The 14,444-nt window shown below is 67.1% G+C and carries 13 protein-coding genes; 5 read left to right on the top strand and 8 right to left on the bottom strand.

Annotation, left to right across the window (positions count from 1 at the left end; translation table 11 throughout):
• Positions 1–291: 291 nt before the first annotated feature.
• Positions 292–1,389: an Mrp/NBP35 family ATP-binding protein gene (locus T8T21_RS06735; RefSeq protein ID WP_322337290.1), complete on the bottom strand. Its 1,098-nt coding sequence runs from the start codon at positions 1,387–1,389 to the stop codon at positions 292–294.
• Positions 1,390–1,707: 318 nt separating this feature from the next.
• Here T8T21_RS06735 and T8T21_RS06740 point away from each other — a divergent pair, with 318 nt between their 5' ends.
• The gene (locus tag T8T21_RS06740) at positions 1,708–1,917 is read left to right on the top strand and encodes a DUF1127 domain-containing protein (RefSeq protein ID WP_183474171.1); all 210 of its coding nucleotides are present in this window, start codon (positions 1,708–1,710) and stop codon (positions 1,915–1,917) included.
• Between the two features lie 811 nt (positions 1,918–2,728).
• Positions 2,729–3,334, top strand: a complete 606-nt coding sequence (locus T8T21_RS06745; RefSeq protein WP_322337291.1) for a LysE family translocator — start codon at positions 2,729–2,731, stop codon at positions 3,332–3,334.
• 69 nt (positions 3,335–3,403) lie between these two features.
• On the opposite strand, the gene T8T21_RS06750 is transcribed toward T8T21_RS06745, so the two are convergent.
• From T8T21_RS06750 to mgtE, 5 genes are all read right to left on the bottom strand, one after another.
• Positions 3,404–4,153 carry a YebC/PmpR family DNA-binding transcriptional regulator gene (locus T8T21_RS06750; RefSeq protein WP_322337292.1) on the bottom strand — a complete coding sequence of 250 codons (750 nt, stop codon included), beginning with the start codon at positions 4,151–4,153 and terminating at the stop codon, positions 3,404–3,406.
• Positions 4,154–4,226: 73 nt separating this feature from the next.
• The gene (locus T8T21_RS06755) at positions 4,227–6,005 is read right to left on the bottom strand and encodes an SLC13 family permease (RefSeq protein ID WP_183474162.1); all 1,779 of its coding nucleotides are present in this window, start codon (positions 6,003–6,005) and stop codon (positions 4,227–4,229) included.
• A 38-nt stretch (positions 6,006–6,043) separates the two neighbouring features.
• Entirely contained in the window at positions 6,044–6,877 is an 834-nt protein-coding gene (locus T8T21_RS06760) for a TIGR00282 family metallophosphoesterase (RefSeq protein ID WP_183474159.1), read from the bottom strand.
• A gap of 136 nt (positions 6,878–7,013) precedes the next feature.
• On the bottom strand, positions 7,014–7,571 hold the full coding sequence (locus tag T8T21_RS06765) for a 5-formyltetrahydrofolate cyclo-ligase (protein WP_322337293.1): 558 nt from the start codon (positions 7,569–7,571) through the stop codon (positions 7,014–7,016).
• On the bottom strand, positions 7,568–8,956 hold the full coding sequence (gene mgtE / locus T8T21_RS06770; protein ID WP_322337294.1) for a magnesium transporter: 1,389 nt from the start codon (positions 8,954–8,956) through the stop codon (positions 7,568–7,570). Before mgtE ends, T8T21_RS06765 begins: the two co-directional genes overlap by 4 nt.
• 110 nt (positions 8,957–9,066) lie before the next feature.
• Between mgtE and guaD the strand changes: the two genes are divergently transcribed.
• Entirely contained in the window at positions 9,067–10,356 is a 1,290-nt protein-coding gene (guaD, locus tag T8T21_RS06775; RefSeq protein WP_322337295.1) for a guanine deaminase, read from the top strand.
• On the opposite strand, the gene hisN is transcribed toward guaD, so the two are convergent.
• On the bottom strand, positions 10,353–11,156 hold the full coding sequence (gene hisN / locus T8T21_RS06780) for a histidinol-phosphatase (protein WP_322337296.1): 804 nt from the start codon (positions 11,154–11,156) through the stop codon (positions 10,353–10,355). The genes guaD and hisN overlap by 4 nt on opposite strands.
• Before the next feature lie 102 nt (positions 11,157–11,258).
• Entirely contained in the window at positions 11,259–11,627 is a 369-nt protein-coding gene (locus T8T21_RS06785; RefSeq protein WP_183474144.1) for a helix-turn-helix domain-containing protein, read from the bottom strand.
• 452 nt (positions 11,628–12,079) lie between these two features.
• On the opposite strand from T8T21_RS06785, the gene T8T21_RS06790 reads away from it, so the two are divergent.
• On the top strand, positions 12,080–12,856 hold the full coding sequence (locus T8T21_RS06790) for a Bax inhibitor-1/YccA family protein (protein ID WP_183474141.1): 777 nt from the start codon (positions 12,080–12,082) through the stop codon (positions 12,854–12,856).
• A 144-nt stretch (positions 12,857–13,000) separates the two neighbouring features.
• Positions 13,001–14,368 carry an aminotransferase gene (locus T8T21_RS06795; RefSeq protein WP_322337297.1) on the top strand — a complete coding sequence of 456 codons (1,368 nt, stop codon included), beginning with the start codon at positions 13,001–13,003 and terminating at the stop codon, positions 14,366–14,368.
• Positions 14,369–14,444: the final 76 nt, after the last annotated feature.

Consider the following 14,444-nt stretch of genomic DNA (forward strand, 5'->3'; position numbering starts at 1 on the left):
ACACCATCTAGAGGCGAGGAGCGAGACTCATCAATATATGGGGATGTGATGAAGGTGAGGTGGGGCCACCATTTCCCGAACCCACCCGAAAGAGACCGCACAAGGTGCGGGCCCGACTTCACCATCAGAACGTCGAAATCAGGGAAAAGTTCCACCGGTTGTGGATAAGGCCGGGGGTAAGCCGTTCCAACTAGTCGAATCGATTGTCACGATTCGGGAATGAAACGAGCGTCCCAGGAATTCCCGGGACGCGCCGGAGCGGGATTCCATCGGATCCCACCCCGCGATTGTTCAGGCCATTCCGCCCGCGACGAGACCGCGGGCGATCTGGAGATAGGCATCGGCCATCGGCCCTTCGCCGACCGCGACCGGGCGGCCCGAATCCCCGGCAAGCCGGGTGTCGAGATCGATTGGCAGGCTGCCCAACAGCGGCACCCCGATCCGCTCGGCCTCGCGACCCACGCCGCCATGGCCGAATATATGCGCCTCGTGGCCGCATTCGGGACATATATAAAGAGACATGTTCTCGATCAGCCCGAGCACCGGCGTCTTGAGGGTGTTGAACATGTCGATCGCCTTGCGCGCATCGAGCAGGGCGACATCCTGCGGGGTCGAGACGACCAGAGCGCCGGTCAGGTGGGTGCGCTGGCACAAGGTCAGCTGCACGTCGCCGGTACCCGGCGGCAGATCGACGATCAGCACGTCGAGCTCGCCCCAGGCGACTTGGCCGATCAGCTGCTGCAGCGCGCCCATCAGCATCGGCCCGCGCCAGACCACCGCCTTGTCGGGATCGAGCATCAACCCGATCGACATCATCGTGACGCCATGGGCGACCAGCGGCTCGATCGTCTTGCCGTCCGGCGAGCCCGGGCGCTTGGACACACCCATCATGCGCGGCTGCGAGGGGCCGTAGATGTCGGCGTCGAGCAGGCCGACGCGCCGCCCCTCCCGGGCCAGCGCCACGGCGAGGTTCGAGGCCACGGTCGATTTCCCGACCCCGCCCTTGCCCGACCCGACCGCGAGGATCCGGTCGATGCCCGCCACCCGCTGCGGACCGCTCTGGCCCGGCGCCTGCGGCGTGGGATGGCGGCCGATCTTCAGCGAGGGCGCCTCGCCGGCAGGACGCGCGGCGGGGGCGGCTGGCCCATGGGCGGTCAGCACGACGCTGACCGACTCGACCCCGTGCAGCGCCGCCACCACGGATTCGGCGGCGCGGCGCACCGGCTCCAAGTCGCGCGCGGTCGCGGCATCGGGCGCCTCGAGTACGAAACGCACCCGCCCCCCATCTATTCCCAGCGCCCGCACCATGTCGCGCGACACCGGATCGCCGCCGCCGGGAAGGCCGATGCGGCGCAGTTCATCGAGGATCTGGTCGCGGGTCACTGTCATCTCGGGTCCAATTCCTTGTGTTTCGTCAGGCCCCTGCCCGATCGCCGCGCAAGACTCGCGCTTTGCCGCCCAAAGCGCAAGCAGCCCCAGAAAAGCCACAATTCCCCTAGGGAAGCCCATGTTTTCATGAAACTTTTACCATGCATTCGCTGCATAGCAGCATTGCCGATGCGAGGGATTGTGCATCCGCAGCATGAGCCTATTTTGATCCTCGAAGACGCAATACGGCGGCTTCGACGACCGGTCCCGCAAATCTGGGATCGACCAGAGCAGTAGAGACCGGCCCCGAACGGGCCCTGAATGAAAGAGGTATGCGACATGGCATACACGACCGAAACCCGCAGCGCTGGCCTGGGCCAGCGCATCGCCGCCTTCCGCGCCACTCTGGCCGACCGTGTGGCGAAGAACAAGATCTATCGCGCGACCTACAACGAGCTGCAGGCGCTGAGCGACCGTGACCTCGCCGATCTCGGCCTGAGCCGCTCGATGATCAAGCGCGTGGCGATCGAGGCCTCCGAGGCCAAGTAAGATTCCCGCTTCCCGACCGGTTCCTCCTCCTCCCTGAACCGGTCGCGAGCCGCGGCATCGCCCCTCCTCCTCCCTGGGCGATCCGCAACGAGGCGACGGCATCTCCTCCTCCCTGATGCCGTCGCCTTGACGAACACCGAGATACGGGCCGCTCCCTCCTCCTCCCTGGGGCGCGCGCGTAGATCAGACCGGCCGGGCCCTCCTCCTCCCTGGCCCTCGCCGGTCGCACACCACGGGCGCTTCTCCTCCTCCCTTGGAGCGCACGCGGACCAAAGAGCGGCGGGGCTCCCTCCTCCCTGCCCCGTCGCTCGCAGGAATTCGAATACGGGCCGCCCCCTCCTCCTCCCTGGGGTGCGCACGTAGATCAGACCGGCCGGGCCCTCCTCCTCCCTGGCCCTCGCCGGTCGACCGAGACGCGCGGTGCCCCTCCTCCTCCCTGGGTGCCTCGTGGATCTGAGCGGCGGGGCTCTCCTCCTCCCTGCCCCGCCGCTCGCAGACATTCGAATACGGGCCGTTCCCTCCTCCTCCCTGGAACGGCGCGCATCAGACCGGCGGGGTCCTCCTCCTCCCTGACCCCGCCGGTCGCACAGGATACGGATGCCCCTCCTCCCATACAGGCATCCGTTGCATGGACCGGCCGGGCCCTCCTCCTCCCTGGCTCCGCCGGTCGACAGAGACGGACACGGGTTCTCCTCCTCCTCCCTGAGGACCCGCGGACCGGAACAGACGGCGGCGCCCCTCCTCCTCCCTGGGCGTCGCCGTTTCTCGTTTTGGGACTTTCCATTCTCCCCGACGCGTGCAGATTGACGGCATGACCTCGCTCGCGCTCCTGCCCGCCCTGATGGGCTTCGCCCTCGTGACCCTGTTCACGCCGGGGCCGAACAACTTCATGCTGATGGCCTCGGGCGCCAATTTCGGGCTGCGCCGCTCGGTGCCGCACATGGCGGGCGTGGCGCTGGGCTTCGCCGCCATGGCCGGACTCGTAGGCCTCGGACTTGCACGGGTCTTCGAGCTGTGGCCGGCGCTGACCACCGTGCTGCGGATCGCCTCGATCGGCTTCCTGCTCTGGCTGGCCTGGAAGATCGCCACGGCGGCGCCGAAATCGGCCGACGCGCCCGAGACCGAAGGTCGTCCCCTCACCTTCATTCAGGCAGCGGCGTTCCAATGGGTGAACCCCAAGGCCTGGGCGATGTCGGTGACGGCAACCAGCGCCTATGTCGGGGATGCCGGGCTCTGGGGTGTGGCGCTGGTGGTGGCGGTCTTCGCCGTGATGGGCACGGTCTCGGCCGGGCTATGGATCGTGCTCGGGACTTCGCTGCGGCGCCTGCTGTCGCAGCCCCGCCGTCTCAGGATCTTCAACGTCACGATGGCGGCGCTGCTGGTCGCCACGCTCTGGCCGATCCTCGCGGCGCTCTGACGAAAAACGCCGGAGACCCATCTGGGTCCCCGGCGTCGCGGTCGTTTCTGTCAACGTGAGCCCTAGGCCTTAGCCTTCGGCATAGGCCTGCATCACCTCGTCGGAAGCGTCGACATTGGTGGTGACGGTCTGCACGTCGTCGTCATCTTCGAGCGTCTCGACCAGCTTCATCAGCTTCGCGAATTCCTCGGCGCCGAGCGGCGTGCGGTTCTGCGGCTTCCAGATCAGCTTGGTGGTCTCGCTCTCGCCGAGCGAGGCCTCGAGCGCCGTCGCGACCTCGTTGAGATCGGTGTCAGCGCAATAGATCCAGTGGCCGTCCTCGTCGCTTTCGACATCCTCGGCGCCGGCCTCGATCGCGGCCATCATCACCGTGTCGGCGTCGCCGACCTCGGGCTTGTAGAAAATCTCGCCCTTGCGATCGAACATGAAGGAGACCGAGCCGGTCTCGCCCAGATTGCCGCCGCTCTTGCCGAAGGTCGAGCGCACGTTCGAGGCGGTCCGGTTGCGGTTGTCGGTCATCGCCTCGACGATGACGGCGACGCCGCCGGGGCCGTAGCCCTCGTAGCGGATCTCATCATAGCTCTCCGCGTCGCCGCCCTGGGACTTCTTGATGGCGCGGTCGATCACGTCCTTGGGAACCGAGACCGACTTGGCCTCCTTAACCGCCATGCGCAGGCGCGGGTTCTTGTCGGGATCGGGGTCGCCCATCTTGGCGGCGACGGTGATCTCCTTGGAGAGCTTCGAGAACAGCTTGGAGCGCGCGGCGTCCTGCCGCCCCTTGCGGTGCTGGATGTTGGCCCATTTGGAATGGCCGGCCATGGCGGGGCTCCTGTCGTGAATGCGAGAACCGGGTCTCTATATGCCAGCCCCCTCGAAGGGGGCAAGCGCAGCGTCACAGCGGAAAGAACAGCGGGATCACGATCGCCGCGGTCAGCGCCGTCAACACGTTGAGCGGCACGCCGATCCGAAGGAAGTCGGTGAACTTGTAGCCGCCGGGACCATAGACCAGCGTGTTGGTCTGGTAGCCGATCGGCGTGGCGAAGCTGGCGCTCGCGCCGAACATCACCGCCACCACCAGCGGCCGCGGATCGACGCCCAGCGCCTGCCCCAGACCGATCGCCACCGGGGTGAGGATCACCGCCACCGCGTTGTTGGACACGATCTCGGTCAGCACCGAGGCCAGCAGGTAGACGACCAGCACCAGCGCCCAACTCGGCATGTGCTGCAGCACCGGCGTCAGCCACTCGACCAGGAGCGCCACCGCGCCGGAATGGTCGAGCCCCGCTCCCACCGCCAGCATCCCGAAGATCAGCGCCAACAGCCTTCCGTCGATGAAGCCGAAGGCCTCATCGGCGTCGATGCACCGCGTCAGCAGCACCACCGCGACGCCGAGAAAGCTCATCACCGCGATGTTGGCGACACCGATCGCCGACAGCCCGACGATGCCGAACAGAACGGCGAGCACGATCGGCGCGTGGCTGCGCCGGTAGGCCCGCTCGGTCGGCTGGGCGACGTTGACGAGGTTCATGTCCGTGGCGAGACGCTGGATGTCGGCCATCGCGCCCTCGAGCAGCAGCGTATCGCCGATCCGAACCACGAGATCATCGATCTGGCGGCCGATGTTGCGGTCGCGGCGATGCACCGCCAGCGTATAGACGCCGTAGCGACGGCGCAGTCGCAGATCGCCCAGCTTGCGCCCGACCATCCGGCAGTCGGGGGTGATCAGCACTTCGACCGTGGTGGTCTCGACCGCCGAGACCTGGTCGACGCGGCGCAGGCTCTTGTTGGCCTGCAGCGAGAGCAGCTCGGTCATCGCGGTCCGCAGCACCACCCGGTCGCCGACCTGCAGCGTGACGCCGGTGAGGTCGCGCCGCAGCGAGGCGTCGCCGCGTACCACGTCGATCAGCCGCACGCCGTCGCGCTTGAACAGCTGCACGTCGGTGACCTCGCGGCCGATCAGGTTGCTGTCGGGCGGGATCACCGCTTCGGTGAAGAAACGCATCTTCGACTTGTTCGACAGCAGCCCGGCCATCGAGTCGCGGTCTGGCAGCAACTTGCGCCCGAACAGCCCGAGATAGGTGACCGCCACGGCCGCCATGATCAGCCCCGGCCCGGTGATCTCGAAGATACCGAAGGGCTTCATCCCGGTGGCCTGCACAACGCCGTCGACCAGCAGGTTGGTCGAGGTGCCGATCAGCGTCAGCATGCCGCCGAAGATCGCGAAGTAGCTGAGCGGGATCAGCAGCTTTGACGGCTGATGCCCCATCTGCCCCGACAGCTTCACGAAGATCGGGATCATCACCACGACGATCGGCGTGTTGTTGATGAAGGCCGACATTGCCAGCACGGTGAAGGTCAGCGTGATCAGCGTCGTCTTGGGCCGCTGTTCGACATGGCGGGCGGCTTGGGCCGAGAGCCAGTCGAGCGCGCCGGTGCGCACCAGCGCCCCGACCACGACGAAAAGCGCGGCGATGGTCCAGGGCGCGGGGTTGGCAAAGATGCTGATCGCGGTGGATTCGGGCAGGATGCCCAGCACCAGCATCAGCACGGCCCCGGTGATCGCCACCACTTCGACCGGGTAGAACTCGCGCAGGAAGGCGAGGAACATCGCCAGCACGATCAACATCGCCGCGATGGCCTCGGCGTCCGGCGACAGGGAAATTCCGAACATTTCAGAACCTTTCTACGACCACGGATGTGGCCGGAACTCTACTGCCCCGCGGTTGCTGCCGCGGGTCCGCACTGAGACAGCCGCCCCCCCTGACGGACCATCTCGACCCGGGTGGCGAGGCCAGTCCGGTCGTCGGTCTCCACGTAGAGACCGGCCAGCGTGACCTCCTGCATCGCCGGGGTGAAGCGTCCGCCCGGCATGCCAGTGACGAAGCGCCTGAGCGGCTCATCCTTCTGCATGCCGATGACGCTGTCGTAATCGCCGCACATCCCGGCATCCGACTGAAAGGCGGTGCCGCGCGGAAGGATCTGCACATCGGCGGTGGGCACGTGGGTATGGGTGCCGACCACGACGCTCGCGCGGCCATCGCAGTAATGGCCGACGCCCATCTTCTCGCTCGTCGCCTCGCAATGGATGTCGATCAGGCTCGCCGCGACCGCGCCGCCGGGCGGATGCGCCCGCAGCACCGGGTCGAGCGCCGAGAACGGATCGTCATAGGGGCGGCTCATGAAGACCTGCCCCAGCACCTGCGCCACCAGCACCTTGCGGCCGCGCGTCGCCTCGAACACCCGCGCGCCGGTGCCGGGCGCGGATTTCGAGTAGTTCAGGGGACGGATGATGCGCGGCTCGGTCTCGCAAAAGCGCATCATCTCCTTCTGGTCGAAGGCATGATCGCCCAGCGTGATGACGTCCGCGCCGGCCTCAAGGATGCCCTTGGCATGCTCCGGCGACAGGCCCCGCCCACCGGTGGCGTTCTCGCCATTGACCACCACGAAATCGAGCCGCCAGTCGCGACGCAGGTTCGGCAGGCGCTCGGCCACCGCCTGTCGTCCGCCACGCCCCATCACATCGCCAAGGAATAATATTCTCATTCCGCAGGTGTTAGGGGGGGCATCCGTAAAGGGCAAGCGCAGCGTTGCGGCGCGCCGCAGCGTCTCCGGCGCCCCCTGTCGGACCGCCCGATCCGTGGCCGTGCCTGCCTTCGGAACGCCCGTTCCCCGGCCGCATTCAGCCCAGAACGACGATCCCGGTTTCGGTCACGATCAGGTCCAGCGGCTGGTCGGTCGGCTCGATCGGAATTTCCACGGCCTCCTGCGCCGCGAAGGCGAAACCGACCGCCGTCACCGATCCAAGCGCGCGCAGCCGCGCCAGAGTCCGGTCGTAGAAGCCGCCCCCATAGCCCAGCCGGTGCCCCTGACGGTCGAAGGCCACCAGCGGCACGATGACGATTCGCGGCTCGATCCAGTCACCCGAAACCGGCACCTGCGCGCCGAAGCGGCCCGGCTCGAGCGCGCAGCCCGGCCGCCATTCGCGAAACCGCAGCGGCAGTCCCGGCCCGTCGATCACCGGCACGCCGACGCGCGCCGTCTCGGCGGCCACCGCCATGGCGGGCAGCGGGTCGATCTCGGTGCGCATCGGCATGTATCCCGCGACGTCGAGCCCCGGATGCGCGCGCAACCATCGTGCGAGATGCACCGCCTGCGGCCCCTCGACGCGATGGGCCGCGGCGCGACGCGCGAAGGCCGCCTCGCGCGCCGCCCGCTTGCGCGCCGCCAGATCGCTCACAGCAGGATCACCGAGGCGAGGCCGAGGAAGGCGAAGAAGCCCACCACGTCGGTCACCGTGGTCACGAAGGTGCCCGAGGCCAGCGCCGGGTCGATCCCGAACCGATCGAGCACCACCGGCACCACCACCCCTGACAGCCCGGCCACGACGAGGTTGATGACCATGGCGACGGCGATCACCGCGCCGAGCATCGGCGACCCGAACCACAGCAGGCCGACCACGCCCATGACCAGCGCGAAGGCTAGGCCGTTGATCAGCCCCACCGCCACCTCGCGGCGGATCACCCGCCAGACGTTCGACGTGGTGAGGTCGCGCGTCGCGATGGCCCGCACCGCGACGGTGAGCGACTGTGTACCCGCATTGCCGCCCATCGAGGCGACGATCGGCATGAGGACGGCGAGTGCCACCAGCCCGGCGATGGTCTCCTCGAAGAGCGAGATCACGAGCGAGGCGATGATCGCCGTGCCGAGGTTCACCGCGAGCCACGGCAGACGCTGCTTGGTCGTCTCGCGCACCGAATCCGACAGCTCGCTTTCGCCGCCGACGCCGGCGAGGCGCAGGATGTCCTCCTCGTGCTCCTCGTCGAGCACGTTCATCGCGTCGTCGATGGTGATGACCCCGACCAATCGGTCGTCGTCATCGACCACCGGGGCCGAGATCAGGTGGTACTGGTTGAAGGCATAGGCGACCGCGCCCTCGTCATCCTCGACATGGAAGGTGCGGAAGCTCTCCTCGGTGATGTCGCGCAACGGCGTGGCCCGCGGCTTGGACAGGAGCCTGCCGATCTGCACGTAGCCCACCGGCTTCATGCGCGGATCGACCAACATGACATGGTAGAACTGGTCCGGCAGCGTCTCCGAGCGGCGCAGGAAGTCGATCGCCTCGCCCACGGTCCAGTGCTCGGGCGCGCGCACCACCTCGACCTGCATCAGTCGGCCGGCGGATTCCTCCGGATAGGCGAGCGCCTTCTCGACCGCGATCCGGTCGGTGGCGGCCAGCGCGTCGAGCACGGCCGCCTGCTGGTCCTCGTCGAGATACTCGACGAGATCGACCACGTCGTCGGATTCGAGCTCGCGCACCGCCTCGGCCAGCTCGGTCGGCGCGAGGCTCTGGATGATCTCCTCGCGCAGATTGTCGTCGAGCTCGGACAGGATCTCTCCGTCCATCCCGCCCTTCCACAGTGCGAGCAGCGCGCGACGGTCGCGGCCATCGATCTGTTCGAGAAGGTCGGCGACGTCGGCCGGGTGCAGCGGATCGAGCAGCGCGTCGAGCCGCGCCGCGTCGCCTGCCTCGACCGCGTCGAGCACCTCGTCGAAGAGCCGTGCCGGCAGGCCGAAATCGTCCTCCTCGGTCTCCAGCTCCGGGCTCTCGATCTGGTCGTTCATGGCGTCTCCCGGTGTTTGCGCGGACCATAGTGATTGTTCGCGCCACGGCAACCGGAGCGCGGCCCGCTTGGCCGATTTACCTGCGCGCGCGGCGCTCCTATCGTTGGCACATGACAAAGACATTGCATCTCGGGCAGACCCTGAGCTTCACCGGCGATCCTTTCATCGAGGGCCCCGTCGCCGCCACCCATTCGAGCCGCGGCGCGGTGCTGGTCGAGGGCGGACGCGTCGCGGCCACCGGTGAGGCCGACGCGCTGCGCGCCGCGCATCCCGAGGCGATTGTCGAGGATCACGGTGACGGCCTGATCCTGCCCGGCTTCGTCGACGCGCACATGCATTACCCGCAGACCGCGATGATCGCGAGCTGGGGCAAGCGGCTGATCGACTGGCTCAACAGCTATACCTTTCCCGAGGAAGGCAAGTTCGCCGACCGGGCCTATGCCGACGAGATCGCGGGTCGCACGCTCGATCTGGCACTGGCGCATGGCACCACCACGCTGACCAGCTTCTGCACCATTCATCCCGGCAGCGTCGACGCCTTCTTCGAGGCCGCGCAGGCGCGCGGCATGGCGGGCTTCGCGGGCAAGACCTGCATGGACCGCCACGCCCCCGATTACCTCAGCGACACGGCGCAAAGTGCTTATGACGACAGCAAGGCGCTGCTCGAACGCTGGCACGGCCAGGGCCGCGCGACCTATGTCATCACGCCGCGCTTCTCGCCCACCTCGACGCCCGAGCAACTCGGGGCGCTGGGCGCACTCTGGGGCGAGAACCCCTCCTGCCTGATGCAGACCCATCTTTCCGAGCAGGTCGATGAGATCGAATGGGTCAAGGGCCTCTACCCGCAAGCGCGCGACTATCTCGACACTTACGAGGCGCATGGGCTGCTGGGCGAACGTGGACTCTACGGCCACGCGATCCACCTTGAGCCGCGCGAGGCCGACCGGCTGCGCGAGACCGGCGCGGGGCTGGTGCACTGCCCGACCTCGAACACCTTCATCGGCTCCGGCCTGTTCGACATGGCCGCACGGGTGGCCGAGGGGCAGCGGATCGGGCTGGCCTCGGATACCGGCGGCGGCTCGTCGTTCTCGATGCTGCGGGTGATGGGCGCCGTCTACGAGATCGGCCAACTCAAGCGGAACCCGATCCATCCGGCGCAGCTCCTCTGGCTGGCCACCGAAGGATCGGCGAAGGTGCTGCATGCCGAAGGCGAGATCGGCCGGCTGGCGCCTGGCGCCATGGCCGACATGATCGTGCTCGACCTCGCCTCAACGCCGGGCATCGCGCAGCGCAGCGCGGTGGCCTCCGACATCTGGGAGGCGTTGTTCCCGACCATCATGATGGGCGACGACCGGGCGGTCGCGGCGACCTATGTCGCCGGGCGGCGGATGAAGGGCTAGCGCCCCCGCAGCAGTTCCAGCGCCTCGGCATGGATCCGGCTGTTGGCGGCGGCGATTACGCGACCGCCGCCATGCGCCGGGCCGCCCTCCCAATCGGTGACGATGCCGCCGGCCGCCTCGATCACCGCGATCGGCGCACAGATGTCGTAGCTGTTGAGCCCGGCCTCGATCACCAGATCGACCTGACCCAGCGCCACCAACGCATAGGCGTAGCAATCCATGCCATAGCGGGTCAGCCGGACGGCCTGGCTTACCGCCTCGAACCCTGCCCGCTCGGCGGGGCTGCCCACTTCCGGAAAGGTCGTCATCACGATCGCCTCGGCCAAGGGACGCGGGGCACGGGTGGCAAGCGGGGTTTCACCCCGGGGGCCGGCCAGCCGCGCCGCGCCGAAACCGCCTTCGAAGCGTTCGCCGATATAGGGTTGATCGATCAGCCCATGGACCGGCCCCTCGGCGTCGTTCACCGCGATCAACACGCCCCAAGTGGGCGTGCCGGCGATATAGGCGCGGGTACCGTCGATCGGGTCGAGCACCCAAGTCAGGCCGCTGGTCCCGGCGCTGTGGCCGTATTCCTCGCCCAGGATCGCGTCATCGGGGCGGCGCTCGGCCAGAACCGCGCGCATCGCACGCTCGGCGGCCCGATCGGCCTCGGTAACCGGGTCGAAGCCGGTTTCGAGCTTGTTCTCGGACGCGATCTGGGTGCGGAAATGGCGCAGCGCCTCGGGGCGGGCCGCGTCGGCCAGCGCATGGGCGGTGGCCGCGAGGTCGCGCTGCAGATCGGGGGTAAGCGTGCCGGTCATGATGTCTCCGTCGAGCCCGGACGGAGCATCCCGCCCGGCACCGGCGGTAGCGCGCAGGTGTCGCCCCGGTCAAGCCGGGGGCTCACCCTCGGATCGGGGCTTTCAGGCGGCGTCGCTCAGCACGCGGGCGAGATCGAACAACCGACGGCGCTGCTGCTCGGGGATCGCATAATAGGAGCGGAGCAGTTCCAGCGCCTCGCGATCCGCCATCACGTCGCCGGGCATGTCGCCGGGGCCGGCCTCGGGCTGGGCCGCTTCCATGCCCTCGAAGAAGAAGGAGACCGGCACACCGAGCGCGTGTGCGATGTCCCACAGCCGGGAGGCGCTGACCCGGTTCATGCCGGTTTCATATTTCTGGATCTGCTGAAACTTGATGCCGACTTTTTCGGCAAGCTGCTGCTGGGTGGTGCCGTTCATCCACCTCCGGTGGCGAATACGCTTGCCAACATGGACGTCTACTGGATGCTTCATAATGCCGGCCTTCCTACCTTCGGGCGCCCTCCTCCCGGATAGCGACGCTCCCAAGTCGATTAATGTTCGAGCAAGAACTGCCCGTCAGTATATATCCATTAAGACACGTTTTGGTTGCATCGGTCATCATTGCTTTTAGATCAGAAATCGGGGCATCCGCAGGGCGTCACCTGTCCGGAAGGTCAGGATTGTATCGCAACTTCATGAATTGCAACGCCATTCGGGTTGTGCGGGCGGATTGCCGCTAGCGTGCCGGTCTTCTCCTCCCGGTAAGAATATCGCTTTAAAAACGAACACGACGCAACGTAACGAGCGGCGTTGATTTTCCGGCTCTCCAAACGCGCCCGAAAGCGTCACAGAGCGAGGGGCGAGCCGCTCCGACACACTTGAAAAGAGCGGGCCGATCCCCAATATCGGACAGCGACTGAACTGCTTTCTGAACGGAGGTCTCTATGGCTGAATTCAACACGATCCGTGCGACGGCCGGAGCCCGCACCGCTCGGATCGACGAGGGCCTGCGCGCCCACATGAACAAGGTCTACGGCACGATGTCCGTGGGCATGGTGATCACCGCCGCCGCCGCCTGGGCGATTGCGGGGCTGGCCACCACCACCGACCCCTCGCTCGCCGCCGCGCAGATCGGCGCCGGCAAGTACCTGACCAATTTCGGCGCCGCGATCTATGCCTCGCCGCTGAAATGGCTGATCATGTTCGCGCCGCTGCTCTTTGTCTTCGGCTTCTCGGCCGGCATGAACCGGATGTCCGCGGCCACCGCCCAGACCGTGTTCTACGCCTTCGCCGCGGTGATGGGCCTGTCGCTCAGCTCGATCTTCCTCGTCTTCACCGGCGTGTCGATCGTGCAGGTCTTCCTGATCACGGCGATCGCCTTCGCGGGGCTGTCGCTTTACGGCTACACCACCAAGAAGGACCTGTCGGGCTTCGGCACCTTCCTGATCATGGGCGTGATCGGCCTGATCGTCGCCTCGATCGTGAACATCTTCCTCGCCTCCTCGGCGGTCGCCTTCGCGATCTCGGTGCTGGGCGTTCTGATCTTCGCGGGCCTGACGGCCTATGACACGCAGAACATCAAGAACGTCTATGTCAGCCATGCCGCGCATGGCGACGCCGAGTGGCTGGGCAAGGCCGCCATCATGGGCGCGCTGCAGCTCTACCTCGACTTCATCAACATGTTCATGTTCCTGCTGCAGCTCTTCGGCAATCGCGAGTAAGCACCAGGACTTCGGAACCCGAGGGGGCCGGCGGAAACGCCGGCCCCTTTTTCGTGGCCGGCCCTGCCCCCGCGTCGCCCGTCGTCCCGATTGCGGCGCGTCGAGCCCGCGTCTAGGCTCCGCTGCAAGACGCAGGAGAGCAAGATGACCCAACACGGCCCGAACAGCTGGGGCGCCCGCGCGGCGGCGCATTCCTTCTACGGTTTCACCGACCTGCCCACGGTGGCCGAACGCGGCACCATCGTGGTGACCCATGGCGAGGGGCCCTACATCGTCGACACCGAAGGGCGTCGCTATCTCGACGCAAATTCGGGGCTCTGGAACATGGTGGCCGGTTTCGACCATCCCGGCATGATCGAAGCGGCACAGGCCCAATACGCGCGGTTTCCCGGCTACCACGCCTTCTTCGGGCGGATGTCGGACCAGACGGTGATGCTGTCGGAGAAGCTGTCGGAGGTTTCGCCCTTCGAGAGCGCCAAGGTGTTCTACACCAACTCCGGTTCCGAGGCGAACGACACCATGGTCAAGATGCTGTGGTTCCTCTGGGCCAGCGAGGGCCAGCCGCAGCGACGCAAGATCCTGACCCGCAAGAACGCCTATCACGGCGTCACGGCGGTCTCGGCTTCGATGACCGGCAAACCCTACAATTCCGTCTTCGGCCTGCCCTTCGAGGGATTCATCCACCTCTCCTGCCCGCATTACTGGCGCGAGGGGCGCGATGGCGAGAGCGAGGCGCAGTTCACGCAGCGCATGGCCGACGAGCTCGAGGAGACCATCGCGTGCGAGGGCGCCGAGACCATCGCCGGCTTCTTTGCCGAGCCGGTAATGGGTGCGGGCGGGGTGATCCCACCCAGCGCGGGCTACTTCCAAGCGATCGAGCCGATCCTGCGTCGCCATGGCATCCCGATCATCTCGGACGAGGTGATCACCGGCTTCGGTCGCACCGGCAACACCTGGGGTTGCGAGACCTACGACTTCATGCCCGACGCCATCATCTCGTCCAAGAACCTGACCGCGGGCTTCTTCCCGATGGGCGCGGTGATCCTCGGGCCGGAGCTGTCGGACCGGATGGGCCGCGCCGCCGAGAAGATCGAGGAGTTCCCGCACGGCTTCACCGCATCGGGGCACCCGGTGGGCTGCGCCATCGCGCTCAAGGCGATCGACGTGGTGATGAATGAGGGGCTGGCAGACAATGTGAAGCGCCTGACGCCGCGCTTCGAGGCCGGTATGGCGCGGCTCGCCGAGCATCCGCATATCGGCGAATGGCGCGGACGTGGTTTCATGGGCGCGCTGGAGGCGGTCGCGGACAAGGCCACGAAGACGCCGTTCGAAGGGCACCTCTCGGTCAGCGAGCGGATCGCCAATGCCTGCACCGATCAAGGGCTGATCTGCCGGCCGCTGGGCCAGTCGATCGTGCTCTGCCCGCCCTTCATCCTCACCGAGGGCCAGATGGACGAGATGTTCGCCAAGCTCGAAGCGGCGCTGGACAAGGTGTTCGCCGAAGTCACCTGACCTAGGTCGGAAGACAAGGAGGCGCGGGACATGCCCGCGCCTCACCATTCCCCCGAAATCGTAACGGACGAGAGCG

Origin of the sequence: Limimaricola variabilis (assembly GCF_034371605.1) — a bacterium.
Lineage (GTDB): Bacteria > Pseudomonadota > Alphaproteobacteria > Rhodobacterales > Rhodobacteraceae > Limimaricola > Limimaricola variabilis.

Bases quoted from the DNA above. Each gene is read 5' to 3' on its own strand.
- T8T21_RS06795 (WP_322337297.1), top strand. From the start codon at position 13,001: ATGACCCAACACGGCCCGAACAGCTGGGGCGCCCGCGCGGCGGCGCAT.
- T8T21_RS06750 (WP_322337292.1), bottom strand. From the start codon at position 4,153: ATGGCCGGCCATTCCAAATGGGCCAACATCCAGCACCGCAAGGGGCGG.
- mgtE (WP_322337294.1), bottom strand. From the start codon at position 8,956: ATGAACGACCAGATCGAGAGCCCGGAGCTGGAGACCGAGGAGGACGAT.
- T8T21_RS06755 (WP_183474162.1), bottom strand. From the start codon at position 6,005: ATGTTCGGAATTTCCCTGTCGCCGGACGCCGAGGCCATCGCGGCGATG.
- T8T21_RS06760 (WP_183474159.1), bottom strand. From the start codon at position 6,877: ATGAGAATATTATTCCTTGGCGATGTGATGGGGCGTGGCGGACGACAG.
- T8T21_RS06785 (WP_183474144.1), bottom strand. From the start codon at position 11,627: ATGAAGCATCCAGTAGACGTCCATGTTGGCAAGCGTATTCGCCACCGG.
- T8T21_RS06790 (WP_183474141.1), top strand. From the start codon at position 12,080: ATGGCTGAATTCAACACGATCCGTGCGACGGCCGGAGCCCGCACCGCT.
- T8T21_RS06745 (WP_322337291.1), top strand. From the start codon at position 2,729: ATGACCTCGCTCGCGCTCCTGCCCGCCCTGATGGGCTTCGCCCTCGTG.
- guaD (WP_322337295.1), top strand. From the start codon at position 9,067: ATGACAAAGACATTGCATCTCGGGCAGACCCTGAGCTTCACCGGCGAT.
- hisN (WP_322337296.1), bottom strand. From the start codon at position 11,156: ATGACCGGCACGCTTACCCCCGATCTGCAGCGCGACCTCGCGGCCACC.
- T8T21_RS06735 (WP_322337290.1), bottom strand. From the start codon at position 1,389: ATGACAGTGACCCGCGACCAGATCCTCGATGAACTGCGCCGCATCGGC.
- T8T21_RS06740 (WP_183474171.1), top strand. From the start codon at position 1,708: ATGGCATACACGACCGAAACCCGCAGCGCTGGCCTGGGCCAGCGCATC.